This window comes from Devosia yakushimensis, from assembly GCF_030159855.1.
Classification (GTDB): Bacteria; Pseudomonadota; Alphaproteobacteria; order Rhizobiales; family Devosiaceae; genus Devosia; species Devosia yakushimensis.
Window position 1 is genome coordinate 214,184 of record NZ_BSNG01000003.1, and the last position, 23,812, is coordinate 237,995.

Here is a 23,812-nt window from a genome sequence, read left to right on the forward strand (position 1 = left end):
AGGGGGTATCCACTCACGCAAAAATGCCAGATTGCCCTGCCTTGCTGCTTGAACAACAGGCTAGGTGCCTTCTATGACCGACGAGACAGGCCAACATCGCCGTCCAGATTCGATCGCCGGCGAACTCGTCACGCAGACCTTCACCTATGACGGAGGGCGGCGGGTCACGGTCTACCGTCCACCCCACCCGCCACAAGCCGTGGTCTATTGCGGCGACGGCCAGCTATTCTCGCAATGGGGCAGCTATCTCGAAGCGGCCGACCTTCCGCCGACAATGATTGTCGGCGCCTGGCGAACCGGCGCCGACGACGAGATGGTTCGTATTCGCGAATACTCGCCCGATTTCGACCGCCAGCTTTTTGCCGCGCACGAGCATTTCTTCGTCCGCGACATTCGCGACTGGGTCCACAGCAGGTTCGACATCGCCTTGCCGGCCAGCCGCACGGCCGTAGCCGGCGTCTCGGCAAGCGCCGAGCTCTCGCTCGCCATGGGCCTGCGGCACCCCGACATTTACGGGGCGGTATTCGCCGCCTCCCCCGGCGCCGGTTTCAAACCACCCACGCCAATGCCCGCCGCGCTTCCGCGCATCTATCTCACCGCTGGCACGCTCGAGCCGTTTTTCCGCGACAACGCCACCCGCTGGGCCCAGGCGCTGCATGCCGCTGGCGCCGACATTGTCCTGACCGAACCCGTTGGCGATCATGGCGACCCGTTCTGGCAGGCCGAGTTCGTCAAAATGCTGGCCTGGGCCTTTGGGTCCTAGCCAGCGGTTTCAAGCGCGAGCGCCGGCTGCCTAAACCCCCAGCACGGCCTCTTCGGGAACCTCGATCTCGCGCCAGCGGTGGCACGCCACCAGCCGCCCGCCATCGATCGTCTCCAGCGGCGGCCGTTGCTCGGCGCAGAAGGGCTTGGCAAACCGGCAGCGGGTTCGGAAGGTGCAACCCGATGGCGGATTGATCGGCGAGGGAATTTCTCCCTTGAGCGCATCGATATTGCGTTGTCGCGCCAGCTTGGGGTCGGGGATCGGCACCGCTGTCAGCAGCGCCCGCGTATAGGGATGCTTGGGGTCCTCATAAATCTCGTCGCCCGTCGCCAGCTCCACGATGCGCCCCAGATAGAGCACCAGGATGCGGTCCGACACATGCCGTACCACGCTCAGATTATGCGAGATGAAGATCAGCGTCAGCCCGAACTCATCCTTGAGCTCGGCCAGAAGGTTCAGAATCTGCGCCTGGATCGAGACATCAAGCGCCGATACCGGCTCGTCGCAGACGATCAGCTTGGGCTCGGTGATCAACGCCCGGGCAATGCCTATGCGCTGCGCCTGCCCGCCCGAAAACTCGTGCGGATAGCGGTTGATCATCTCGGGCAATAGCCCCACCGCTTCCATGGTCTTGAGCACGCGCGCGCGCCGCTCTTCCTTTTTCAGCTCCGGCCGCAGCGTGCGCAGCGGATCGGCAATGATCTCGCCCACCGTCATGCGCGGATTGAGCGAGGCCAGCGGATCCTGGAAGATGATCTGCAGATCCTGGCGGCGCCTGCGCATCTCCTCGGCCGGCAGCTTGGTCAAATCCTGCCCCAGCCACAGCACCTGCCCCTCATCGGGGCTCAGCAATTGCAGGATGCAGCGGCCCAGCGTCGATTTCCCGCAGCCGCTTTCCCCCACAATGCCCAGCGTCTCGCCCTGGCGGATGGTGAAGTTGATGTTTTCGAGCGCAGTCAGGGTCAGCGGTCGGGCGAACAGGCCCGAGGAAATCGCGAATGTCTTCTTGAGATTGCGGATTTCGAGCAGGTTGATCGGGGTCTGGTCCATCAAGCGACCTTTCCGTAAGTCATCGGGCCCTCATAGAAACAGGCCTTTTCCCGTCCATTGCCGGTATCGGTCAAATGCGGGCGTTCATTGAGGCACCGGTCGAACGCAAAAGCGCAGCGCGGATTGAACGAGCAGCCCTTGGGCAAGTGTTCAAGACTCGGCGGCAGGCCCTGGATCGGATCGAGCCGCTCGGCCCGCTTGGCGATATGGGGCGTCGAATGCAACAGGCCCAGCGTATAGGGATGGCGCGGATCGTAGAACAAATCGTCGGTCACGCCCTTTTCCACCGCCCGTCCGCCATACATCACCATCATCCGGTCGGCCACGCCCGCCACCACGCCCAGATCATGCGTGATCAGCACCAGCGAAGTGCCGAAATCGTCGGTCAGCGTCTTGAACAGATCCAGCATCTGCGCCTGCACCGTCACGTCCAGTGCCGTAGTCGGCTCATCCGCGATGAGGATTTTGGGCTGGCACAGCAACGCCATGGCGATCATGACGCGCTGCCGCATGCCGCCCGAGAGCTCATGCGGATAGGCATTGGCCCGTTTTGCGGGTTCGGGAATGCCGACCCGCTCGAGCATTTCCACGGCCGATTTCACCGCCGCCCGCTTGTCGAAACCGCGATGCTTGACCAGCACTTCGGCCAGCTGCGTCTTGATCTTGAGCGTGGGGTTGAGCGAGGTCATCGGGTCCTGAAAGATCATCGCGATATCCTTGCCGCGATAAATATCCAGCTGGCTCGGCGCCAGCCCGATCAGGTTGATCTCGCCCATCATGGCGCGCCCGCCCGTGCGGCCATTCTTGGCCAATAAGCCCATGATCGCGAGAAAGGCCTGGCTCTTGCCCGATCCGCTCTCGCCCACCACGGCCAGGGTTTCCCCTTCCGACAGCGCGAAATTCATTTCGCGCACGGCATGCACTTCGCTGTCATGCAGAGCGAAGGTCACCGACATGTCTTCGACTTTGAGGACTTGTTTCATGTTAGCGATCCTTGGGGTCGAGCGCGTCGCGCAGGCCGTCCCCGATATAGGTGAAACAGAGCAGCAGCGTCACCAGCACGCCGGCCGGCGCCAGCAGCATCCAGGGCAGCACTTCGGCCACCGGCGCACCGAACGAAATCAGCGTGCCCAGCGAAGTCTGCGGCTCCTGCACGCCAAGCCCCAGATAGCTCAGGAAGCTCTCGGCGATAATGATTTCGGGAACGGTGAGTGTTGCATAGATGATGACCGGTCCGGTCAGGTTCGGCACGATGTGGCGCATGATGATGGTCCAGGGCTTGGCCCCGCCTGCCCGCGCCGCCTCGACGAATTCCTTTTCCTTGATGCTGAGCGTCTGCCCGCGCACGATGCGGGCCATGGTCAGCCATTCGATCGCCCCGATGCCCACAAAGAGCAATACCGGATTGCGCCCGAACATCACCACGAGGATGATGACGAAGAGGATATAGGGCAGCGCATACATCACATCGACGATGCGCATCATGACCGCGTCGACCCGTCCGCCGAAATAGCCGGCCACCGCGCCATAGACGATGCCGATCGACACCGAAACCACGGTGGCGACCGCCGCCACGATCAGGCTCATCTGCGTGCCCTGCAGCACGCGGGCCAGCATGTCGCGGCCATTCTGGTCGGTGCCGAAATAATGGCCCTTGTCGAAATCGGGCGGCTTGCGGATGGCGGTCCAATCGACCTCGGCATAACCCCAGGTCAGGAAATAAGGCCCGATAAACGCGGCCGCCACGATGAAGATGACGAGGAAGATCGCCACCACGGCCGCCTTGTTGCGCCGCAGGCGGCGAACCGCATCCTGCGTCAGCGAACGGCCCTTGGGCGCGTCCAGCGTTTCCAGTTTCCGGGCGTAAGCGGTGAGGACTTCGTCTTTTCCAGTGATCCCGGCCATCAGCGATACCTCACCTTGGGGTCAAGCCAGGCATAGAGGAGGTCGACCAGCAGATTGAGCGCCAGGATGATGAACATGTAAAGGATGGTGGTTCCCAGCACGATGCCGTAATCGCGGTTAAGCGCGGCGGTGACGAAATATTTGCCGATCCCCGGCAAGCCGAAAATCTGCTCCACGGCCAGCGAGCCGGTCAGCAGATAGCTCAGCCCCGGCCCGAGATAGGAGACGACCGGCAGCAGCGCCGGCTTGATGGCGTGGCGCGCCAGGACCAGGCGTTGCCCCAGCCCCTTGGACTTGGCGGTGCGCACATAATTGGTACCAAGCACTTCGATCATCGAGCCACGCATCAGCCGGCTGATGCGCGCAGCGTGCGGCCAGGCCAGCACGGTTACCGGCAAAACCAGGTGCCATATCGAGCCATTGACCCAGCCGCCCGCCGGCAGCCAACGGAGATAAACGCCGAACCACAGCTGCAGCAGCGCCGCCATCAGGAAGTTCGGCACCACCACGCCCAGCATCACCGCCAGCACCAGCACATAGTCCGGCCACTTATTCTGGTTCACCGCCGCAAGCATGCCAGCCAACAGGCCAATGCTGGTGGCAATCACGAAGGCAGTTAGCGCCATGGTGAGGGTGAAGGGGAAGCCGATGCGGATCAGCTGGCTCACATTGAAGCCGTCGATCACCATGGACGGTCCCAGATCGCCATGCAGCAGGCGCCAGATATAGATGAAGTACTGGTTGATCAGCGGCTGATCGAGATTGTAATGCGCCCGCAAATTGGCGAGCACCGTTGGCGGGAGCGCACGCTCACCATCGAACGGACCGCCTGGTGCCAGGCGCAGGATGAAAAAGCAGACGGTTACGGCAATCAATGCGATCGGAATAGCCGATAGCACGCGCCGCAGGGCATAACCCAACATGATGCGAAACCTTTGCTATCCGGGGCGCTGCGTCCACGCGCGCTCGCCGGAATAAAAGAGATCGTGGGAGCCGGTAAGGGCCCCCACGATCATCAAGCCCTTGGGCTTACTCGGCCTTGGTCAGCCAGCGCGTACGGTGGATGTCCTTGGCATTGTCTTCAAAGCCGGTGATCTTGGGCGACACGACATTCTTGGACACATACCAGTAGATCGGAATGGCCGCGAATTCGTCCATGGCCAGCTTTTCGGCCTGGTGCAGCAGACCGGCGCGCTTGGTCAGGTCGAGTTCCACAGCGGCATCGGTCATCAGCTTGTCGAACTCGGGGTTCGAATAGCGGCCGTAATTGTTGCCCCAGTTCATCGTCTCACCCTGCTGGGTGCCGGTCTTGAGCAGGTCGAGCGTATTGGCGGCATCGGAATAGTCGAGCAGCCAGCCGGCACGGCCCACATTGAAATCACCGGCGCGCAGCGCATCGTAATGCACGGCGGTTTCGGCGTTGAACAGCTCGACCTTCACACCGATCGGCTCCCACATGGCGGCAATCGCCACGGCGATGCGCTGGTGGTTGTCATTGGTGTTGTAGCGCAGCTGCAGGGTCAGCGGGTTTTCCGGCGTATAGCCGGCCGCGGCCATCAGTTCCTTGGCCTTGGCCACGCGCTCTTCATAGGGCAGCTTGGACCATTCGGGCAGATAGGTTTCGCCTTCGTAATTGGCGGTGCCTTCGGGAACCCAGCCATAGGCCGGCAATTCGCCGGTACCCAGGATGTCGGGGCCGATCACGTCGCGCAGCACCGAGATCGACAGCGCTTCACGAATGGACGGATTGTCCAGCGGCGGCTTTTCCTGGTTCAGCACATAATAATAGACGCCCAGGAAGGGCTCGACATGGGCCTGGCCCGGCAGGTTGTCCTGGATCCACTGATACTGGTCAGCGGGGAAGTCGGTCAGGATGTCGAATTCACCGGCGCGGTAGCGGTTGAGCGCCGCAGCCTGGTCTTCCAGCACGTGGTAATAGACCTCGTCGATCTTCACGTTCGCTGCGTCGTAATAGTCTTCGTTCTTGACTGAGTGCACATAGGAGCCCGGCAGCCATTCGGTGATCTTGAACGGGCCATTGGCAACGATGTGATCGATATTGGTCCAGGCGTCGCCATATTCCTCCACCAGGTGCTTTGGCACCGGATAGGCGGTGTAGTGGGTCAGCGCCTGCAGGAAATAGGGCGTTGCCGCTTCCAGCGTGATTTCGACGGTCTTGTCGTCGATTGCCTTGACGCCGAGCTGGCTGAAATCGGTGATTTCGCCCGAGTTGATCGCTTCGGCATTCTTGATCGGATATTGCAGATACGCATATTCCGAGGCGGTTGCCGGGTTCATCAGGCGCTGGAAGGCAAACACGAAATCGTCAGCGGTAACCGGCGTGCCGTCGGTCCACTTGATGCCGTCGCGCAGATGGAACGTATAGACAGTGCCGTCTTCGGAAATATCCCAGCTTTCGGCCTGGCCCGGAATGGCATCGGCCTTGGTATCTTCGGTGACCAGGCCCTCGATATAGTCACCGACAACGCGGTTTTCCCAGTCGCCCGAAACCTTATGGGGGTCAAGCGAACCCGGATCACCGCCATTGTGCATCTGCAGCGTCACGGCGGACGCGGCCGTGCTCATCATCAGCGCCATAGCGCCCGCGGCCGCTACTGCGGTCAGGGTTGAATGTAGTTTCATGCTCGTTCCCATCTCCTTTTGGAGTTTCCTGAGTTTTTTCTTGTCCCGCGCGTTTGTTGCTGCGGGTGGGTAGTCTTGTGGCCGCCAGTTTTGACCCGACGGTCAAGATCGCTGGACGGTATTACGCAATTCCGTCCACTGACAAGTAAAACATTGACCTAAGCGTCAAGGCCGCGGGAATTATTAACATGCTGTGAAGCCTGAGAGACACTTCCCTGCTAGCGCCCGCCCAGCAGCCCCGATTGCTGGGCGAAATAGATCGCCACCGCAATGACCACCAGTACCAGAAAGGGTACCCAGCCCGGCAACGGACCTCGCGGCTTTTTTACCGGCGGCTCGGGCTGTTTCTCGATGCGGCGGAATTTGACGACATTGTCGCTCATGCTGAACTCTCTACCAAAGCCGCGACTCCCATGCCGCCGGCCGTACAGATCGAAATCAAAGCCCGTTTGCCCGGCTCCGTCGACAGCAATTTCGCCGTCGACCCCAGGATCCGTGCGCCGGTCGCGGCAAACGGATGCCCATAGGCCAGGCTCGAACCCTTGACGTTGATCCTGGCCGGATCGATCTGCCCCATCACCGCCTCGCGCCCCAGCACGTCCCGGCAATAGGCTGGGTCGTTCCAGGCCTTGAGCGTACACAGCACCTGCGCGGCGAACGCCTCATGCAGCTCGAAATAGTCGATATCGTCAAACCCGATCCCGGCCCGCGCCAGCAATTCTGATACCGCAATGGTCGGCGCCATCAACAGCCCCTCGCCATGCGCAAAGTCATTGCCGGCCACTCGCCCCATTGTGAGATAGGCCAATACCGGCAAGCCCCGCGCCCGCGCCCAGTCCTCGCTCGCCAGCAATACGGCGCTCGCGCCATCGGTTAGTGGCGTCGAATTGGCCGCCGTCAGCGTACCCAGCCCCGAGCTCTTGTCGAAAGCCGGCTTGAGGCTCGCCATTTTCTCGAGGCTCGTATCGGCCCGCACATTATTGTCGCGCACCAGCCCGGCACAGGACACCAGCAGGTCGTCGTGAAATCCCTCGTCATAGGCCTTGGCTGCATTGTGATGGCTGGCCACGGCGAGCTCATCCTGGGCCCGCCGGGAAATCCCCCAATTGCGCGCCATGAGTTCGCAATGCTCGCCCATGGATAGCCCCGTGCGCGGCTCCTGCGTCGACGGCGCCACCGGCCGCAATTCGCCAAAGGAAAAGCCCTTGAACACCCCGAACTTCTCGCCCATCGAACGGGCCCGCGACAGCTCGATCATACGGTGCTGCAACTTGTCGCCGAGCACCACCGGAGCATCGCTCACATTATCCGATCCCGCCGCGATCCCGCTCTCGATCTCGCCCGTCGCAATCTTGGCGCCCAGCACGAGCGCGGCCTGCAGGCTCGTGCCACAGGCAATCTGAATATTGGTCCCCGGCGTACGCGGCGACAACCCGGCATCGAGCGCCGCCTCCCGCGCCAGGTTAAAGTCCCGGCTATGCCCGATAACGGCGCCGGCCATCACCTCATCGATCTTTTCGCCCTTGAGCCCGAACTTGTCCGTCACCCCGCCCAGCGCCGTGCCCAGCAGCGTGAGATTGCTCTCCTCGGCATAGGCCCCATGCCCCCGCGCAAACGGCGTCCGGGCCGACCCGACAATGGCGACTTTCCGCAATTCGGCCATGCCTCAGGCCCTCCCATCCGCACGTGCTTTAAGTGGCCCACCCAGGAACGGGGCAAACCCCGTTCCCAGGATCACCCCGATATCGGCGAGGCCCGCATTGGCGACCACGCCCTCTTCCACCACCACTTCAGTGGTGTCGACCAGCGGCTGCACCAATTCGCGCCCCAGCCCCGCAAGGTCGGCATGGGCCGGCACTTCGCCCTTCTGCGCCTTGCCATCGACCCATTTGTAAAAGCCCTCGCCGCTCTTGCGCCCGAGCTTTCCCGCATTGACCAGCCCCGCGAATTTGGACTCTGCCGGCACCGCCTGCCCCAATTCCCGCGCCACCGATTGCCCGACATCGAGCCCGACAGTATCCATCAACTCGATCGGCCCCATCGGCATGCCGAAGGCCACAGCCGCCGCGTCGAGCAATTCCTTGCTCTCGCCGGCCTCCACCCGCTTCACCGCGCCCAGCATGTAGGGCATCAGCACCCGGTTGACGAGGAAGCCCGGCGCCGACTTCACCACCACCGGCGATTTCCCGATCGCCAGCGCAAAGGCGGCGCCCTTGCCGATCTCGGCATCGGAATTGAAGCTCGAGCGGATCACCTCGACCAGCGGCAGCTGCGCCACCGGATTAAAGAAATGGAGCCCGATCAACCGCGCCGGGTTCTTGAGCTCCTCCGCAATTCGCTCCAATTCGATCGACGACGTATTGGTAGCCAGGATCGCGCCGGGCTTGAGTTGATCCTCGATACCGCTGAAAATCGCCTGCTTGACCTCGAGCTTTTCCACCACCGCCTCGATGATCACATCGGCCCGCGCCACGCCCTTGCCATTGGGGTCAGCCTCGATCCGCAGCATGGCCGTATCCACCTCGCGCTTGCTCTTGAGGCGTTTTTTGAACAGCGCCTTGCCCCGCTCCAGCGCCGGTTTGATACGCTCCATATCGATATCCTGCAGCGTCACGGCCATGCCGCGCAAAGCACACCAGGCCGCGATATCGCCGCCCATCACCCCCGCGCCGATCACATGCACCCGGGCAAATTTTGCGCCCTTGGCGCCCTGCTTCTTGAGACCTTCCGAGGCAAAGAACACACGCCTCAGATTGGTCGCCGTATCCGTTCCCATCAGCGGCACGAAGGCGTCGATCTCGCCGCGGATCATGGCCTGCCAGTCATTGCCATGCGCCTCGAACAGGTCGATCAGCGCGAAGGGCGCCGGATAATGCTCCTTGCGCGCCTTCTTGCCCGCCTCTTCGCTCATCTTGGTGGCGAGATAGCCGCGCACCGGCCCCAGCGCCATCGCCCGCTTGACGGGCGGAGCCGGCCGGCTCCTGCGCTTCTGCAGCACCGCCTTGCGCGCCTCCCAGGCCAGCATGTCGCGATGCCGCACCAGCTTGTCGACCAGGTTCAAACCCCGCGCCGCGCCTGCTTTCAGCATCTTGCCGGTTAGCATGATCTGCATGGCATCGACCGGCCCTGCCTGCCGGATCGACCGCCCGGTACCGCCGAAACCGGGAAAAATCCCCAGATTAACCTCGGGAAATCCGATCCGCGTCTTCTCGTCATTGACCGCGATCCGGTAATGGCAGGCCAGCGCCAGCTCCAGCCCCCCGCCCAGGCAGAAGCCGTGAATGCCCGCCACTACCGGCACTTTGAGCTTTTCGATGCGGGCGAACAGGGCATGGGTGCGCTTCAGCGCTTCCGGCAGCACCGAAAAATCGCTCATCGCATCGAATTCGGAAATATCGGCACCGGCAATGAACCCACTATCCTTGCCACTGAGCAGGATCACCCCGATCACCTCGCCCGAGCTGACCAGATCCTCGATCCGCGCCACCAGTGTCTCGAGCTCCATGATCGCCTCGCGGCTGAGCGTATTGACCCCTGCCCCGGCCGTATCGATGGTCAGCCAGCCCAGCCTTTCCACATCGGTGTGAAAGCGCCAATGCTTGGTCGTGGTCTCCTGCGCCGCCATCATCATACCTCCTCAAATCCTCTGACTCTTTGCCGAGCCCAACCCCAGCCACCGCCTCTTCCCTCGGGCTTGACCCGAGGGCCTTTCTCCACCGCACTGCCTCCCCGGCCGATCCTCGGATCAAGCCCGAGGAAGCTGCCGGAGGTTGCGGAAAGTTGGCCTATTCCGCCGCCCGCTTATGCTCCGCCGCCAGTTCATCGGCCGCAAAATCATCCACTTTCACCACGCGGTCGGTCGCTTCATCGGCCGCCCGCATGATCCCCGCCTCATTCTCGTTGAGCACGCCCGCCGCCACCGCATCGGCAATGGCGTCGCGATCCAGCCGCCGCTCGATCACCCCCTTGCGCGCCGCCTTGACGAATTTGGCCTCGATCTCCTCGGCCTCGGTCACCTTGAGCAGCCCATCTTCCAGAACGCCCGTCACGTCATTGGGGTCCATCGACACATAGACACCCGTGGTCAGCCGATCGCGGAACGAGCCCGGTCGCAGCACACTACGCACGAAGCGGTAATTCACCCGGTCGCCCGAGCGCCTGGCGTGCCGCCCCAGCGGAAAACACAGAAACCGCATCGCATTGGCCATGACCCCATTGGGGAAATTGGCGAAGACCTCGCCAAAAACCTGCTCCATCGCCGCGATCCGGTCGGCCATGATCGCATCCACCAACTCCCGGTCTTCGACCAGCCTACCCTCTTCTTCAAACCGCTTGAGGACGGCCGACATCAGATAGAGCTCGCCCAGAATATCGGCCATCCGTCCCGAAATCTTCTGCTTGCGCTTGAGCGCTCCGCCCAGCACCACCGTGGTCCAATCGGCCACAAGAGCAAAATCCTGGCTATAGCGATGCAGCTTTTTGTACCAATGGGCCATTTCCGACTGCGCAGGCGCCGTGGCAAATGCGCCATTGCTCACCCCATGCACAAAACTGGCCACCATATTGCGCAGCATGAATTTGGTATGCCCACCAAAGGCGGCGTCGAACTGGTCCAGCCCCTCCGCCTTGTCCGGATTCTGCGCCGCCGCGATTTCCGTGTACAAAAACGGATGCGCCCGCAGCACGCCCTGCGCAAAGGTCATCAGCGTGCGCGTCAAGATATTGGCGCCCTCGACCGTAATGGCCACCGGCGTCGCCATATAGCCGCCGAACAGATAATTGCCCGGTCCATCCTGAATGGCCCGCCCACCATGAATGTCGAAGGCATCATCCACGCTGTCGCGCATGGCTTCGGTGGTGCGATATTTGAGCAAGGCCGAAATCACCGCCGGCCGCTGTCCCTCATCCACCATCGAGGCCGTCAGCCGCCGCGACGCTTCAAAAGTATAAGCACGCTTGACCATCTCCCCCAGCGGTTCGGCCACCCCCTCCATGATCCCCACCGGAATGCCGAACTGCCGCCTGATCCGCGCATAGGCCGAGCTTACCCGCAGCGCCTGCTTGATCGAGGTCGTCCCAATCGCCGGCAGCGAAATCGCCCGCCCGGTGGAGAGGCACTCCATCAGCATGCGCCAGCCCTGCCCGGCCCGGTCCACGCCACCGATCAAAAAGTCCATGGGAATGAACACATCCGTCCCACGCGTCGGCCCATTCATGAAGGCCTGCCGCGCCGGAAAATGCCGCCGCCCGATTTCAACACCCGGATGATCACGCGGCACCAGCGCCAGCGTAATGCCGATCTCCTCGCCCTTGCCCAGCAGATTGTCCGGGTCCTTGAGGATGAAGGCCAGCCCCACCAGCGTCGCAATCGGCGCCAGCGTAATATAGCGCTTGTCCCAGCTCAGCCTTACGCCCAGCGTTTCGGCGCCCTGCCACAGGCCTTTGGTGACCACGCCAATATCGCGCATCCCCCCGGCATCCGATCCCGAATGCACGCCGGTCAGCGCAAAGCACGGCACTTCCTGCCCACGCGCCAAGCGCCCCAGATACTGCGCCTTCTGCGCCTCCGTGCCATATTTTTCCAGCAGCTCGCCCGGCCCCAATGAGTTGGGCACCATCACCGTAATCCCCGCCGCCACCGAGCGGCTGGCAATCTTGGACACGATCATCGACTGCGCCTGCGCACCAAAGCCCAGCCCGCCATATTCCTTGGCGATCAGCATGCCCAAAAAGCCTTGCTCCTTGAGGAATTGCCAGACCTCGGGCGAGAGATCAGCGCGATTATTGCGCGTATCCCAATCGTCGATCATCCGGCAGACCTCTTCGGTCGGCCCATCAAGAAACGCCTGCTCTTCCGCCGACAATGTCAGCGGCCTGATATCGGTCAGCTTGCTCCAGTCCGGCCTGCCGGAAAACAACTCGGCATCCCAGCCCACCGTGCCGGCATCCAGCGCTTCCTGCTCGGTCTTGCTCACCTTGGGCAATATGGATTTGACCGCCCCATAGACCGGCCGCGTCAACACCGGTTTGCGAATGGCCTCGACGCTGAGCAGCAGCAGCACGATGCCCGGCACCAGCGCCAGCAGCAGCCCGAACCCGCCATAGAAAGCGAGCCCGCCTGCGCCCACATCGAACCGGGTGAGCAGGCCGATCGCCAGCATGGCAACTCCCCAGTGCCAGAGCGGGCTTTCCCGCCAGGCCAGCACGCCCATAACGATGAGGCTGATCACGAAAAGCGCAAGTGTCACGGCGGCCTCCCCTTCCGAAACGTCAGACCACCCGGCTCTCCGGTCGGTCATCGGGCCTGCCGCCGCCAAACCATAGCGCAGCACACCCATTCTGTTGAGACAGCACTTTACCGTGCTTTACGTAAACGTCAACTAACGGCACATTACGTTCATGTGAGGCCACGGCCTCCGCTTCCCTTCAGACTTGATTCCGAGGCCACTTGCCGCTGGGCAACCGACCGAGAATGCCCACCATGTTCAAAAGCCCCGTCACCCCTTTGACGCTAACGTAAAGCCGTGGAATACTGCGTCCATAAGGGCAAAGTCCCATCGAGGAGGTTGGAAATGGACCAGCATAACGATCAGGCCATGCGTCCCTGGATCGCCAGCTATCCCGATGGCATTGCCTGGGATGTCAAGATCGACACCCGTCCCGTGCACGAACAGGTGTTGGCCGCCTGCGCCAAAAACCCGCTCGCCACAGCGCTCGATTTCCTGGGCGGCACCACCAGCTTTGGCGACCTGGCCCGCCGGATCACCGCCTTTGCCGGGGCGCTGCAGAGCCAATTCGGCGTCAAGAAAGGCAGCCGGGTGGCCATCATGCTGCCCAACACCCCTTTCTACCCCATTGCCTATTATGGCGTGCTGCGCGCCGGCGGCACCGTGGTCAATTGCAACCCGCTCTATACCGTCCATGAGCTCAGCCACATCGCCGCCAATGCCGGCGCCGACGTGATGATCACGCTCGATCTGCAGCAGATTTTCGAAAAGGCGGAGAAGCTGGTCGAGCTGGGCCATGTCAAATCGCTGGTCATCTGCCACTTCCCCGACGCACTGCCGCTACCCAAGAAAATCCTCTATTCGATTGCCAAGCGCAAAGACCTCGCCAAGCTGCGCAAATCCACCGTGCGTGACCGCATCGCCCTGTTCCAGGAGATGATCGACCGCAAGGAAACCCCCGCCGCCGTCGTCATCGATCCGCATAAGGACATTGCCGTCCAGCAATATACCGGCGGCACCACCGGCATTCCCAAGGGCGCCCTGCTCACCCATGCCAATATCGCGGCCAATATGAGCCAGATCGATCAATGGGGTTGCGGGCTGTTCTACCCGCCCACCAAGGTCGTGGCGGTACTGCCCTTCTTTCACATCTTCGCCATGACGGTCTGCATGAACGTGCCGCTCTGCAATGGCACCCAGGTCGTCATGCTGCCCCGCTTCGAGCTCAAGGCCCTGCTCGATCTCTTCGCCCGCACCAAGCCCAACGTGCTGCCGGCCGTGCCCACATTGCTCGCCGCCATCGCCCGCGCCGAGGACCCCGATATTTCGGCCAAGCTCGCGAGCCTCGAAGTCGCCATTTCTGGTGGCGCGGCCCTGCCCAATGAAATTCGCGCCAATTTCGCCAAGAAATCCAAGGCCCTGCTGGCCGAAGGCTATGGCCTCACCGAGGCCTCGCCGGTCGTCTGCTGCGCCGCGCTACGCGTAGCCAGCAAGCCCATGTCCATCGGCCTGCCCCTGCCCGGCACCGATATCCGCTTTGTCGATATCGATACCAAAAAGGTAGCCGCCATCGGCGAAAACGGCGAGCTGCAAGTGCGCGGCCCCCAGGTCATGTCCGGCTATTTTGACAATGACGAAGCCAATGCCGAGGCCTTCCACGATGGCTGGCTGCGCACCGGCGATGTCGGCCACATGGATGAAGACGGCTATGTCTTCCTCGTCGACCGCACCAAGGACCTCATCATCTGCTCGGGTTTCAACGTCTATCCCCGCATTATCGAGGAAGCGCTGATGACCCATGAGGCGGTCGAGGAAACCAACGTCATCGGCGTGCCCGACGAATATCGCGGCGAGGCCCCCATCGCCTACATTAAACTCAAATCCGGCAAATCGGCCACCGAAGCCGAGCTGAAGCTTTTCCTCGCCGAAAGGCTCAACAAGATCGAAATGCCGCGCGAGATCATCTTCAAGGACGCCCTCCCCAAGACCTTGATCGGCAAGCTCAGCAAGAAAGAGCTGCGCGAGGAATATGCCGCCACTGGAGGCCAGGGGAAGTGAACCGCCCCGAGACTGAAAGCCGCGACCTCTTCGCCATTGCCGATCTGGCGAAGGAATTCGGCATTTCCACCCGCGCCATCCGCTTTTACGAAGCCAAGGGCCTGCTCGCCCCTGAGCGTCTCGGCGCCACCCGCATCTTCCGCCGCCGCGACCGCGCCCGGCTCATCCTCATCCTGCGCGGCAAACGCCTCGGCTTCTCCCTCCGCGATATTTCGGACTATCTCAGCCTCTACGACGCCGACCGCACCCAGCAGGTCAGCCTCCTCGTCGGCAAAGTCGACGAACGCCTTGCCTCGCTGGAGACCCAGCTCACCGATCTCCAGACAACCATTGCCGAGCTCAAGGAAATCAGGAAACTGGCCGACGAGCGCATCAGGCAGACGGGCTAGGGCATCGGACCGAAAAGTGCGAAGCGATATCGTTAGGCGCTCTAGCGCCCGCCTCGCGGCTTCACATTCTTCGTCATAAAATCCGGCTTCTTCGGCTTGACCCAGCCCTTGGGCGGTTGCCGCACCGGCACTTGCGTACCCAGCCCCATCGCCCCTGGCGGCGGCTGGCTGACGGTGACGCTCACTCCATCCTCGCCCTCGACCACCGGCCCCTCTCCCTTGAGTCGCGCAATCTCGTTACGGATCGCCGCCGCTCCCTCGAAATCCATCGCCTCAGCCGCCGCCGCCATCTGCTTCTCCAGCGCCACCAGCCGCAAATGATTGGACCGCGATGACATTTTTGGTCTCCTGCTCTTTCGAATGCGTCACACCCACCGGGTTCACCCTCCCCCTTGTGGGGAGGGAAGCGAGATAGGACTTAGCGCTTGCTAAGTCCGTAATCGAGCAGGGTGGGGTATGCCGCCGCAAACACAGGCCCCCCCCCCAACAAGGGGAGGTGTCGACTGCATCCTCAACTGCTCAATAAGAACACCGCCATATCCTCCAGCGTCCCCGCCTCCGCCGCCGGCTTGTCCCACCGGATCCGGCTGATCCGCGGAAACCGCAGCGCCACCCCCGACTTGTGCCGGCTCGACACCTGCGCTGAGTCAAACGCCACCTCGAATACCAGCTCTTTCCGCACCTCCCGCACCGGCCCGAACGAGGCCACCGTGTTCGCCCTGATCCACTTATCCAGCAGCTTCAATTCCTCATCGGTAAAGCCGAAATAGGCCTTCCCGATCGGCACGATCTCATTCCCCTTCCACACGCCAAACGTATAGTCCGAATAAAACGAACTCCGCTTGCCATGCCCGCGCTGCGCATACATCAGCACCGCATCCACCACATTGGGATCGCGCTTCCACTTGAACCAGAACCCCTTGGGCCGGCCCGGCACATAGGGCGAGGTGCGGAGCTTGATCATCACCCCCTCATGCCCATCGCGCTCGGCCCCCTCCCGCCGCTGCCGCGCCAGATCGTCCCAATCGGCAAAGGGCAAAACCGGCGACAGATCGAGCCGCGATTGCGGATTGCCCGCAAACCACGCCCCCAGCCGCGCCCGCCGCTCGCTCCAACCCAGCGCCCGCACGTCCTGCCGCCCATCAAACAGCATGTCATAGACCCGGATAAAGGCCGGGCTCTCTTTCAGATGCTTGGCCGAAGCCACCTTCTTGTTCAGCCGCTGCTGCAGATCGTTGAAACTGCCCGCCTTGAAATCCCGCCCCACCAGCAATTCGCCATCGAGCACGCCCAGCCCCGTCACATTGTCCACAATGTCGGGAAAGGCCGCCGCGATATCATCGCCCGTCCGCGAAAACAGCGACGCCGTCCCCACCCCCAGCACCAGCTGCACCCTGATCCCGTCCCATTTCCACTCCGCCGCAAAATCCCGCGGATCGAACCGCGTCAGGTCCTTCTCTTCATCGATCGGATTGCTCAGCATCAGCGGATGAAACCGCGACGCCTGATCGATATCGGGCCGCCCAGCCTTGCCATCGAGCCAGGCAAACAAATCGAGATAGGGCACGCGCAAGCCATGCCACACTTCCTCGATTTCCTGCAGGTCCACCCCACTCATCTCGCTCAACGCAGTCTTGGCCAGCCGCGCCGACACCCCAATGCGCAGCGCCCCCGTCGCCAGCTTCACCAGCGCCCACCGCTCATTGATCCCCGCTCGCGTTAGCAGCGAACCAATCAGCTTGGGCAACTCGCTTTTGCTCGTCGTATTGAACAGCTCGATCAACGCAGTCAGCGACGGCAGATCGCTCTGCGCCCCGTGATGCGGCCAGATCAGCGCAATCGTCTCGCCCAGGTCCCCCACATAATCATAGCTCATGGCGAACAGCGTCTCGTCCACCTCGGCCAGCACAACCTCCTTGAGCAGCGCCGGCTTCACATTGCGAAAGCTCAGCGCGCCCGTCAGCACCGCCAGCGCAAAGCCCCGGTCCGGGTCCGGCACTTCGCGGAAATACTGCGTCAACGCCGCCAGTTTGCGCGTCCGCGACGGCGTCAGCGCCAACAATTCCAGCAATTGGGCAAACCGCTTCACGCCTCGCCCTCCCCGCCATCATCCTCAAAGCCCTGAATATTGAGCGGCTCGGCCTGCAAGCCCTGCGTCCGGCACCAATAGACCAGCGCATCCTCCCGCCCATGCGTCACCCACACGGTCTCGGCATGAGTTTCGCGGATCGTCTGCTGCAATTCCCCCCAGTCGCAATGGTCTGAAATCACCAGCGGCAATTCCACCAGCGCCTGTCTTGCCCGCTGCTTGACGCTCATCCAGCCCGAGGCCTGACACGTCACCGGATCGGGAAACCGCCGACTCCAGCGGTCGCGAATGGCCGATGGCGGCGCGATCACGATCTGCCCGGCAAACTCGGCCCTGGGCGCATCCAGCACCGGCCGCAAATCCCCCAGGCTCACGCCCAATTCTTCATACAGCGCACAGAGCCGGAGCATCGCCCCATGCAGATAAATCGGCGCGTCATAGCCGGCATCCCGCAATAACGCGATCACCCGCTGCGCCTTGCCCAGCGCATAACACCCCACCAGATGGCTCCGCTCCGGATTATCCGCTACCGATTTCAGCAACCGCCCAATTTCAACGCTGGGCGGCGGATGCTGAAACACCGGCAGCCCAAACGTCGCCTCGTTGACCAGCAGATCGCATTCCACCAGCTCATAGGCCTGCGCCGTCCGGTCCCGGCCCCGCTTGTAATCCCCCGTCACCACCACGCGCTGCCCGGCCTGCTCCACCAGCACCTGCGCCGATCCCAGAATATGCCCCGCCGGCACCAGCGTGATCGTCACTTCATCGATCCGCAATGGCACCCCAAAATCCAGCGCCTCGAACCGCCCGGCGCAATCCTGCCCATACCGCGTCTTCATAATGGCAATCGTATCCGGCGTCGCCAGCACCGCCCCATGCCCAGAGCGCGCATGGTCCGCATGCCCATGGGTAACAATCGCCCGCTCCCGCGGCACGCCCGGATCGATATAAGCATCGATCGCCTTGATATGGAGAAATCTATCGAGGATCGGACTGGCCATGGCGCGATGATAACGCAAGGCAAGCAAAAGTGGTTCAGACTCTTGCTGCAGGCACCACCCCATCAGTCATCAACCCTCGCCCCTTGAGGGAGAGGGACGGCATTTCTGCGTTCAGCAGAAATGACAGGGTGAGGGGTTCTGCGCCCGCCCATGCCAGAAGCTTAGAAAGAGCCCTCTCATCCCAACCGAATTCGCAAACGCGAATTCGGTGACCCTTCAGGCACCTTCTCCCACAAGGGGAGAAGGCCCCCTCACAGCACCTTGCTAACCTTCAACAACCCCGGCCGCGTCTCATTGGCCGCCGTAATCGCCGCCTCCCCGCCCAGCACCACGACACTGCCATGCCGCGCCACCGCATCCACCGCCTCGGCCATCTGCCTGAAATCAGCCGCACTAGCCCCCAGCACCTCATCGCGCCGCTGCTGCCGGATCGCGTCGGTCGTCCCCGTCAGCACCCGCCACATCGACGAATACCCCTTGGCATCGGGGAATTCATACCCGTCAATATCCCCGATCACCCCGATGATCGAGCGCGTCAGATCATTCTCTCCAATCCCGGCATTGAGCGCCTTGGCCGCCCCGTCATAGGCATCCAGCGTCTTGAGCAGATTGGGATCGCGGTAGGACAGAAATGAGAAATTGCCTGAGGTCAGGTCAAACCGGCTGGACCCGCCATAGGCCCCGCCCTGCACCCGCACCTTGTCCCACAAATAGGTGGTGTTCAAAAACTTCAGCACCACGCTGGACGCGCCCGTCAGCTCGAACCCGAGCGCCCGCAGATTGGCCCCCTTGCCCACATAATTGACCTGCGCCGGAATGATCAGCCCTTCCGACTTGGGCGCCAAATCCACCGACCAATCGGCAAAAGCCGGCCTGCCATTGGGCAGCCGCCCAAGAAAGCTTGCGATCTCCCCCTTGGCCCGCTCCCACAGCGAGCCATCGGCGGTCACATTAACAATCATATGCCCCCGCTGGAACAGCGTATCGCGTATCCGCACCAGCGCCGCTTCCACCCCGGCCCAATCGCTATCGATCCGCTGCACCAGCTCGCGCAGGAAGCCCAGATAGCTCACCCCGCCCGATTGCTCGGCAATCCACCCCGCTTCGGTCAGCCCGGATTTCAGCCGCGTATCGACAATGGCATTGCCCCCCGGCACCAGCCGCGTCTCGAACCCGGCCTTTTCCTCCAGCGCCATCTGGCGGAACCGCTCGCGATTATCCAGCCGCGCATCGAGCAGCACATCGCCCATAATGGCGAGCATTTCCTCATGCTTGTCCGGCACGGCCTTGCCCGACAGGAAAAACCACGCCGCGCTACCATCGCTCCCCTGCCGCGCCGACAGGCCGCGATGCTGGGCAATCCCGCCCGTCGAGCGCCCGATCCGCTGCGTCAGCGACACAAAATCCTGTTTGCTCGTCCCGGCCTGCAACAGCGCCCGCCCGAATAGCGGCAGATAGGGCAAGAGGTCCTTGTCCAGCACATGCAGATCAAAGCCCAGATCGAGATAGACAATCCCCAGCGTCGGCAGGTCATGATAAAATAGCTTGGTCTCGGCGAGCGTACCGATCTCGATCGGCACCGTCCGGCTTTCGCGCGGCAGATCGGCCAGCGTCAGCGTTGGAATCTTGGCCAGCTCCGCCGGATCATCCACGCTTTCCTGCAGCGCCTTGAGCTTTTCGGTCTCGGCCACCACCGCTTCCAGCGCCGCGCCATCCAGCCCCTGCCGCACAGCGGCCAGCCGCGCCACTTCCTCCGCCGCCTCACGCGCCCCCTGTTCAGGGTCAGCGCTCAGCGTCACCGTGGTACGGTGGCTATTGTCGAGGAACAGCCGGGAAATCTCCCTGGCAAAATGCCCCTCCGCCGCCTTGGCTTTGAGGCTCGCCAACGCCCCCTCAAACGCCAGCGGCTCCAGCGGGTCCCCGCCATGCAGCCAGGTGCCCATGGCGGTAAACATATAGGTCATGCCACGCGGGTAAGACCCGGTATTGTTCTCCCGCAGCGAGAACTCAAACGTATTGATCGCCGCTTCCAGCTGATCCTCGGCAAAGCCCTGTTCAGCGACATCCTTGAGCGTCGACAGGATCAGCGCCTCGACCTTTTCGGCATCCGCCGCGTCGATCCCCTTCATGCCAAAACTCGCCATCGGCTGGCGCAGTCCCGAGCCAATGCCGCCCCCGGTCATCCCCTCGCCCAGCCCCGATTCCGTCAGCGCCTTGCGCAAAGGCGCCGCCGGATTGCCCGCCAAAAGATAGCTCAGCATGCCATGGCTCAGCGCCTCGGTGCGGTCTACCGGCGGATCGATCATCCAATTGACCGACACCATGCCGTCCCGCGCCTTGCCCTCACTCTTGGGGCCCGCATAGGTCGCCACAATCTGCCGCGGCGCATTGAACCGCGGCTGCAGCTTCACCTCGGCATCCACATCCAGCCGCTCAAACTGGCTGAAATATTCGTCCAGAATCGCCAGCCGTTTGCCCGCATCATCATCGCCCGAGAAAAACGCCCGCGTATTGGACGGGTGATAGAATGTGTCGTGAAACTCTTTGAATTGCTTATAGGTCAGTTCCGGAATAGCCTTGGGATCACCCCCCGACGACTTGCCGTAAGTGATATCGGGATAAAGCGAGCGCTGGCTCAAATCCCGCATCACCGCGTCGGGCGAAGAAAACACGCCCTTCATCTCATTGAACACCACGCCCTTGTAAACCAGCGGCGCCTGCACATCCTCCAGCTCATAATGCCAGCCTTCCTGGCGGAACGTGTCCTCTGACATCAGCGGAAAAAACACCGCATCGAGATACACATCGACCAGGTTGTAAAAGTCTTTGAGATTCTGGCTGGCCACCGGATAGGCGGTCTTGTCCGGGAAAGTCATGGCATTGAGGAAAGTGTGCATGCTGCCCTTGAGCAGTTCCACAAACGGCTTCTTGACCGGATATTTGCGCGAGCCGCACAGCACCGAATGCTCAAGAATATGCGCAATCCCCGTCGAATCCTGCGGCGGCGTCTTGAAGGTTACGCCAAACACCTTGTTCTCATCGTCATTGACGAGGCTCAGCACCTCCGCCCCGGTCTTTTTATGCCGGAACAATTGCACTTGCGAATTGACCTCCGCGATATGCTCGTCACGGATCAGCTCGAATGCGGGATGGGACATGGGGGGATACTCGGGGTGCTCTATCAATTGCCCACCAAAGTAGGCACCCCCACCCCAATCCGCCAGCCCACATTGCGAAATTGTAACGCGATCCATTCGAGTGCACAGGGCAGTCCCTCCCCCTATCAGGGGGAGGCTAGGAGGGGGTACTCCGATGCCCAACAGGGGCACGGTCACCCAAGAGGCGTCCGCCCAACCTACTCAAAATAGTCTGGAAAATCTTCGATCGTCTGGGTCAGCAGCACTTCCGCCCGCTCCAGGTGCTCGCGCATCGCCGCTTCGGCCGCCGCCACATCCGCCTTGCTCACAGCCGAGGCAATCGCCTTGTGCTCGACAATCGCGCGCTGGCTCGAGGAGACACCCAGCGTCAGGTATCGCACCCGGTCGAGCTGGATCTTGTGGTCGTCGATCAGCTGCCAAGCATATTCCACCCCCGCCAGCCGGGCGAGTGTGCGGTGGAACAATTCGTCCAGCGTATGAAACGCCGCCCGGTCATTGGCCGCCGAGGCTTTTTCCTGGTCGGCGATCAACCCTTCGAGCACCGCGGCGGCATCATTGCCCGGATTGGCCGCTACGCGACGGATGATTTCCACCTCGATGGATTCGCGGATAAACCGCGATTGCCTGACCCCATCGGGCGAAATTTTCTTGACCACCGTGGCCCGCTTGGGCCGGATCAGCAGCAATCCCTGCTGCGCCAGGCGAATAAAGGCCTCACGCACCGGCTGGCGCGACACGCCATAGCGTCCCGCAATATCGCTTTCGGAAATCACGTCGCCCGGCCGCAAGGCCATGGTGACAATCTCGTCGCGCAACGCCCGAACGACGCGCAGCGCAATGGTTTCCTCACTCGTTTCCAGCACCTGGGCCATCGCCTTGTTGTTTCCTCCCTCAACCATGCCCGGTTTGATCGCGTGACAACCTCCACGCCCGCACGATCCACAGGTTTTTTGATCTTTTTATCGGCTCCGATACCGGCGCAACCGCCAGCCCCAACACCTCACCCATGACGGGGGAGAGTGCAGGATCAGAGCAATCCCCGACCACCATTCAAAATAATCAAAAGAATTAGTGCCCTCTCTCATCTTGTATGGTAGACGCATCTCCGGCGCCTGTCCATGGCGCAACGAACACATCGAGACCGGAGAAAATCGAATGGCCAAGACCTACGCACTGGTGGGAACCGGGGGTCGGGCACGGATGTTTTATGAAGCCATCCTGGGGCCCCATCGCGAACATTCCCGGCTCGTCGCGCTCTGCGACACCAATCAGGTCCGCATGGACTATACCAATCGGGCGATCGAGCAGGAATTGTCCGGCAAGGCCGTGCCCACCTACAAGGCCAGCGAATTCGCCAAGATGATCGCTGAGACCAAACCCGCTACGGTCATCGTCACCTCCATCGATCGCACCCACCACCAATATATTATCGCCTCGCTCGAAGCCGGCTGCGACGTCATCACCGAAAAGCCGATGACCACCGACCCCGAAAAGTGTCAGGCGATCCTCGACGCGGTCGAGCGGACCGGCCGCTCGGTGCGGGTGACCTTCAATTATCGCTATGCCCCCCACAATGCCGCTTTGCGCGAATTGATCGCCGAAGGCGCCATCGGCACCCCCACTTCGGTGCATTTCGAATGGCTGCTCGATACCCGCCACGGCGCCGATTATTTCCGCCGCTGGCACCGCGACAAGCGCAATAGCGGGGGCCTGATGGTCCACAAATCGACCCACCATTTTGACCTCGTCAATTTCTGGCTCGGCAGCCAGCCCGACACGGTCTTTGCCATGGGCGATCTCAAATTCTACGGCCGCGCCAATGCCGAGGATCGCGGGGTGTTCACCCCCTATACCCGCACCACGGGCGTTGAAGCCGCCAAGGATGACCCCTTCGCCATCGACCTGACCGCCAACCCGGTCCAGAAGGGCCTCTATTGGGACGGCGAAAAGGAAGACGGCTACCAGCGCGACCAGAACGTGTTTGGCGACGGCATCTCCATCGAGGATACGATGAATGTCATGGTCCGCTACCGCAACAAGGCGGTCATGACCTATTCGCTCTATGCCTATGCCCCCTGGGAAGGCTTCAACGTCGCCATCAACGGCACCGGCGGGCGCTTGGAGCTGATGGTGCGCGAAACCTCTTACATCAATGCCGGCTCCACCTCGACTGCCGAAGGCGCCGCCAAGGGCGTCGACCTCTATCACTTCCCCCTGCATGGCGAAGCGCGCGTCATCCCGATCAAGCATGCCCAGGGCGGTCATGGCGGGGGCGACAATATCATGCTCGAAGAAATCTTCGGCAACGCCACCCCCAAGCCCGGCTACGGCGCCAACCACCGCGACGGCGCCCTCTCCATCCTCACCGGCATCGCCGCCAACCAATCCTTCGCCACCGGCCTGCCGGTAAACGTCGGCAAACTGGTTCGCCTCTAAGCCATAGGGCCCGGCACTAAAGCGTGCCGGGTCATCACGATCCCACCCCACCCACGGTGTCACCCCGGCGCAGGCCGGGGCCCATCTCGAGAT

General features: G+C 62.1%; 18 protein-coding genes. 4 read left to right on the top strand and 14 right to left on the bottom strand.

All coding sequences use genetic code 11. The features are described from left to right. Window positions 1–73: 73 nt before the first annotated feature. On the top strand, window positions 74–763 hold the full coding sequence (locus QQL79_RS19520; protein ID WP_284393714.1) for an alpha/beta hydrolase: 690 nt from the start codon (window positions 74–76) through the stop codon (window positions 761–763). A gap of 30 nt (window positions 764–793) precedes the next feature. Here QQL79_RS19520 and QQL79_RS19525 read toward each other — a convergent pair whose 3' ends face one another. The 9 genes from QQL79_RS19525 to QQL79_RS19565 form a co-directional block, all read right to left on the bottom strand. Next, entirely contained in the window at window positions 794–1,813 is a 1,020-nt protein-coding gene (locus tag QQL79_RS19525) for an ABC transporter ATP-binding protein (RefSeq protein ID WP_284393986.1), read from the bottom strand. After that, the gene (locus tag QQL79_RS19530; protein ID WP_284393716.1) at window positions 1,813–2,796 is read right to left on the bottom strand and encodes an ABC transporter ATP-binding protein; all 984 of its coding nucleotides are present in this window, start codon (window positions 2,794–2,796) and stop codon (window positions 1,813–1,815) included. The genes QQL79_RS19525 and QQL79_RS19530 overlap by 1 nt, the downstream gene beginning before the upstream one ends. Window position 2,797: 1 nt before the next feature. Further along, window positions 2,798–3,718, bottom strand: coding sequence for an ABC transporter permease (locus QQL79_RS19535; RefSeq protein WP_284393717.1), 921 nt, complete (start codon window positions 3,716–3,718; stop codon window positions 2,798–2,800). Beyond that, complete coding sequence (locus tag QQL79_RS19540) at window positions 3,718–4,641, bottom strand: ABC transporter permease subunit (protein ID WP_284393719.1); 924 nt, start codon at window positions 4,639–4,641, stop codon at window positions 3,718–3,720. The genes QQL79_RS19535 and QQL79_RS19540 overlap by 1 nt, the downstream gene beginning before the upstream one ends. A 106-nt stretch (window positions 4,642–4,747) precedes the next feature. Beyond that, on the bottom strand, window positions 4,748–6,361 hold the full coding sequence (locus QQL79_RS19545; RefSeq protein WP_284393721.1) for a peptide ABC transporter substrate-binding protein: 1,614 nt from the start codon (window positions 6,359–6,361) through the stop codon (window positions 4,748–4,750). A gap of 218 nt (window positions 6,362–6,579) precedes the next feature. Next, on the bottom strand, window positions 6,580–6,744 hold the full coding sequence (locus tag QQL79_RS19550; protein ID WP_284393722.1) for a hypothetical protein: 165 nt from the start codon (window positions 6,742–6,744) through the stop codon (window positions 6,580–6,582). Next, window positions 6,741–8,024 carry an acetyl-CoA C-acetyltransferase gene (locus QQL79_RS19555; protein WP_284393724.1) on the bottom strand — a complete coding sequence of 428 codons (1,284 nt, stop codon included), beginning with the start codon at window positions 8,022–8,024 and terminating at the stop codon, window positions 6,741–6,743. Before QQL79_RS19555 ends, QQL79_RS19550 begins: the two co-directional genes overlap by 4 nt. Window positions 8,025–8,027: 3 nt before the next feature. Next, window positions 8,028–9,986: a 3-hydroxyacyl-CoA dehydrogenase NAD-binding domain-containing protein gene (locus tag QQL79_RS19560; protein ID WP_284393725.1), complete on the bottom strand. Its 1,959-nt coding sequence runs from the start codon at window positions 9,984–9,986 to the stop codon at window positions 8,028–8,030. A 160-nt stretch (window positions 9,987–10,146) separates the two neighbouring features. Then, the gene (locus tag QQL79_RS19565; RefSeq protein WP_284393726.1) at window positions 10,147–12,609 is read right to left on the bottom strand and encodes an acyl-CoA dehydrogenase; all 2,463 of its coding nucleotides are present in this window, start codon (window positions 12,607–12,609) and stop codon (window positions 10,147–10,149) included. A 324-nt stretch (window positions 12,610–12,933) separates the two neighbouring features. Between QQL79_RS19565 and QQL79_RS19570 the strand changes: the two genes are divergently transcribed. Together QQL79_RS19570 and QQL79_RS19575 are read left to right on the top strand one after the other, a co-directional pair. Further along, window positions 12,934–14,646, top strand: coding sequence for a long-chain-fatty-acid--CoA ligase (locus tag QQL79_RS19570; protein ID WP_284393727.1), 1,713 nt, complete (start codon window positions 12,934–12,936; stop codon window positions 14,644–14,646). After that, a complete protein-coding gene (locus QQL79_RS19575; protein ID WP_284393728.1) occupies window positions 14,643–15,035 on the top strand; it encodes a MerR family DNA-binding protein in 393 nt (130 codons plus the stop codon). The genes QQL79_RS19570 and QQL79_RS19575 overlap by 4 nt, the downstream gene beginning before the upstream one ends. 41 nt (window positions 15,036–15,076) lie before the next feature. Here QQL79_RS19575 and QQL79_RS19580 read toward each other — a convergent pair whose 3' ends face one another. The 5 genes from QQL79_RS19580 to QQL79_RS19600 all read right to left on the bottom strand — a co-directional run bounded on the left by QQL79_RS19580 (window position 15,077) and on the right by QQL79_RS19600 (window position 22,155). Next, window positions 15,077–15,373 carry a UvrB/UvrC motif-containing protein gene (locus tag QQL79_RS19580; protein WP_284393729.1) on the bottom strand — a complete coding sequence of 99 codons (297 nt, stop codon included), beginning with the start codon at window positions 15,371–15,373 and terminating at the stop codon, window positions 15,077–15,079. A gap of 173 nt (window positions 15,374–15,546) precedes the next feature. Continuing rightward, window positions 15,547–17,124 (bottom strand): cisplatin damage response ATP-dependent DNA ligase, encoded by a 1,578-nt coding sequence (locus QQL79_RS19585; RefSeq protein WP_284393730.1) that lies wholly within the window; start codon window positions 17,122–17,124, stop codon window positions 15,547–15,549. Continuing rightward, a complete protein-coding gene (locus tag QQL79_RS19590) occupies window positions 17,121–18,125 on the bottom strand; it encodes a ligase-associated DNA damage response exonuclease (RefSeq protein ID WP_284393731.1) in 1,005 nt (334 codons plus the stop codon). The genes QQL79_RS19585 and QQL79_RS19590 overlap by 4 nt, the downstream gene beginning before the upstream one ends. 251 nt (window positions 18,126–18,376) lie before the next feature. After that, window positions 18,377–21,283: an insulinase family protein gene (locus QQL79_RS19595; protein WP_284393732.1), complete on the bottom strand. Its 2,907-nt coding sequence runs from the start codon at window positions 21,281–21,283 to the stop codon at window positions 18,377–18,379. A 197-nt stretch (window positions 21,284–21,480) separates the two neighbouring features. Beyond that, a complete protein-coding gene (locus tag QQL79_RS19600) occupies window positions 21,481–22,155 on the bottom strand; it encodes a GntR family transcriptional regulator (protein ID WP_284393734.1) in 675 nt (224 codons plus the stop codon). 283 nt (window positions 22,156–22,438) lie between these two features. On the opposite strand from QQL79_RS19600, the gene QQL79_RS19605 reads away from it, so the two are divergent. Then, window positions 22,439–23,719 carry a Gfo/Idh/MocA family oxidoreductase gene (locus QQL79_RS19605; RefSeq protein ID WP_284393736.1) on the top strand — a complete coding sequence of 427 codons (1,281 nt, stop codon included), beginning with the start codon at window positions 22,439–22,441 and terminating at the stop codon, window positions 23,717–23,719. Window positions 23,720–23,812: the final 93 nt, after the last annotated feature.

Bases quoted from the DNA above. Each gene is read 5' to 3' on its own strand.
- QQL79_RS19555 (WP_284393724.1), bottom strand. From the start codon at position 8,024: ATGGCCGAATTGCGGAAAGTCGCCATTGTCGGGTCGGCCCGGACGCCG.
- QQL79_RS19540 (WP_284393719.1), bottom strand. From the start codon at position 4,641: ATGTTGGGTTATGCCCTGCGGCGCGTGCTATCGGCTATTCCGATCGCA.
- QQL79_RS19525 (WP_284393986.1), bottom strand. From the start codon at position 1,813: ATGGACCAGACCCCGATCAACCTGCTCGAAATCCGCAATCTCAAGAAG.
- QQL79_RS19550 (WP_284393722.1), bottom strand. From the start codon at position 6,744: ATGAGCGACAATGTCGTCAAATTCCGCCGCATCGAGAAACAGCCCGAG.
- QQL79_RS19600 (WP_284393734.1), bottom strand. From the start codon at position 22,155: ATGGCCCAGGTGCTGGAAACGAGTGAGGAAACCATTGCGCTGCGCGTC.
- QQL79_RS19535 (WP_284393717.1), bottom strand. From the start codon at position 3,718: ATGGCCGGGATCACTGGAAAAGACGAAGTCCTCACCGCTTACGCCCGG.
- QQL79_RS19595 (WP_284393732.1), bottom strand. From the start codon at position 21,283: ATGTCCCATCCCGCATTCGAGCTGATCCGTGACGAGCATATCGCGGAG.
- QQL79_RS19520 (WP_284393714.1), top strand. From the start codon at position 74: ATGACCGACGAGACAGGCCAACATCGCCGTCCAGATTCGATCGCCGGC.
- QQL79_RS19545 (WP_284393721.1), bottom strand. From the start codon at position 6,361: ATGAAACTACATTCAACCCTGACCGCAGTAGCGGCCGCGGGCGCTATG.
- QQL79_RS19605 (WP_284393736.1), top strand. From the start codon at position 22,439: ATGGCCAAGACCTACGCACTGGTGGGAACCGGGGGTCGGGCACGGATG.
- QQL79_RS19560 (WP_284393725.1), bottom strand. From the start codon at position 9,986: ATGGCGGCGCAGGAGACCACGACCAAGCATTGGCGCTTTCACACCGAT.
- QQL79_RS19530 (WP_284393716.1), bottom strand. From the start codon at position 2,796: ATGAAACAAGTCCTCAAAGTCGAAGACATGTCGGTGACCTTCGCTCTG.
- QQL79_RS19580 (WP_284393729.1), bottom strand. From the start codon at position 15,373: ATGTCATCGCGGTCCAATCATTTGCGGCTGGTGGCGCTGGAGAAGCAG.
- QQL79_RS19590 (WP_284393731.1), bottom strand. From the start codon at position 18,125: ATGGCCAGTCCGATCCTCGATAGATTTCTCCATATCAAGGCGATCGAT.
- QQL79_RS19570 (WP_284393727.1), top strand. From the start codon at position 12,934: ATGGACCAGCATAACGATCAGGCCATGCGTCCCTGGATCGCCAGCTAT.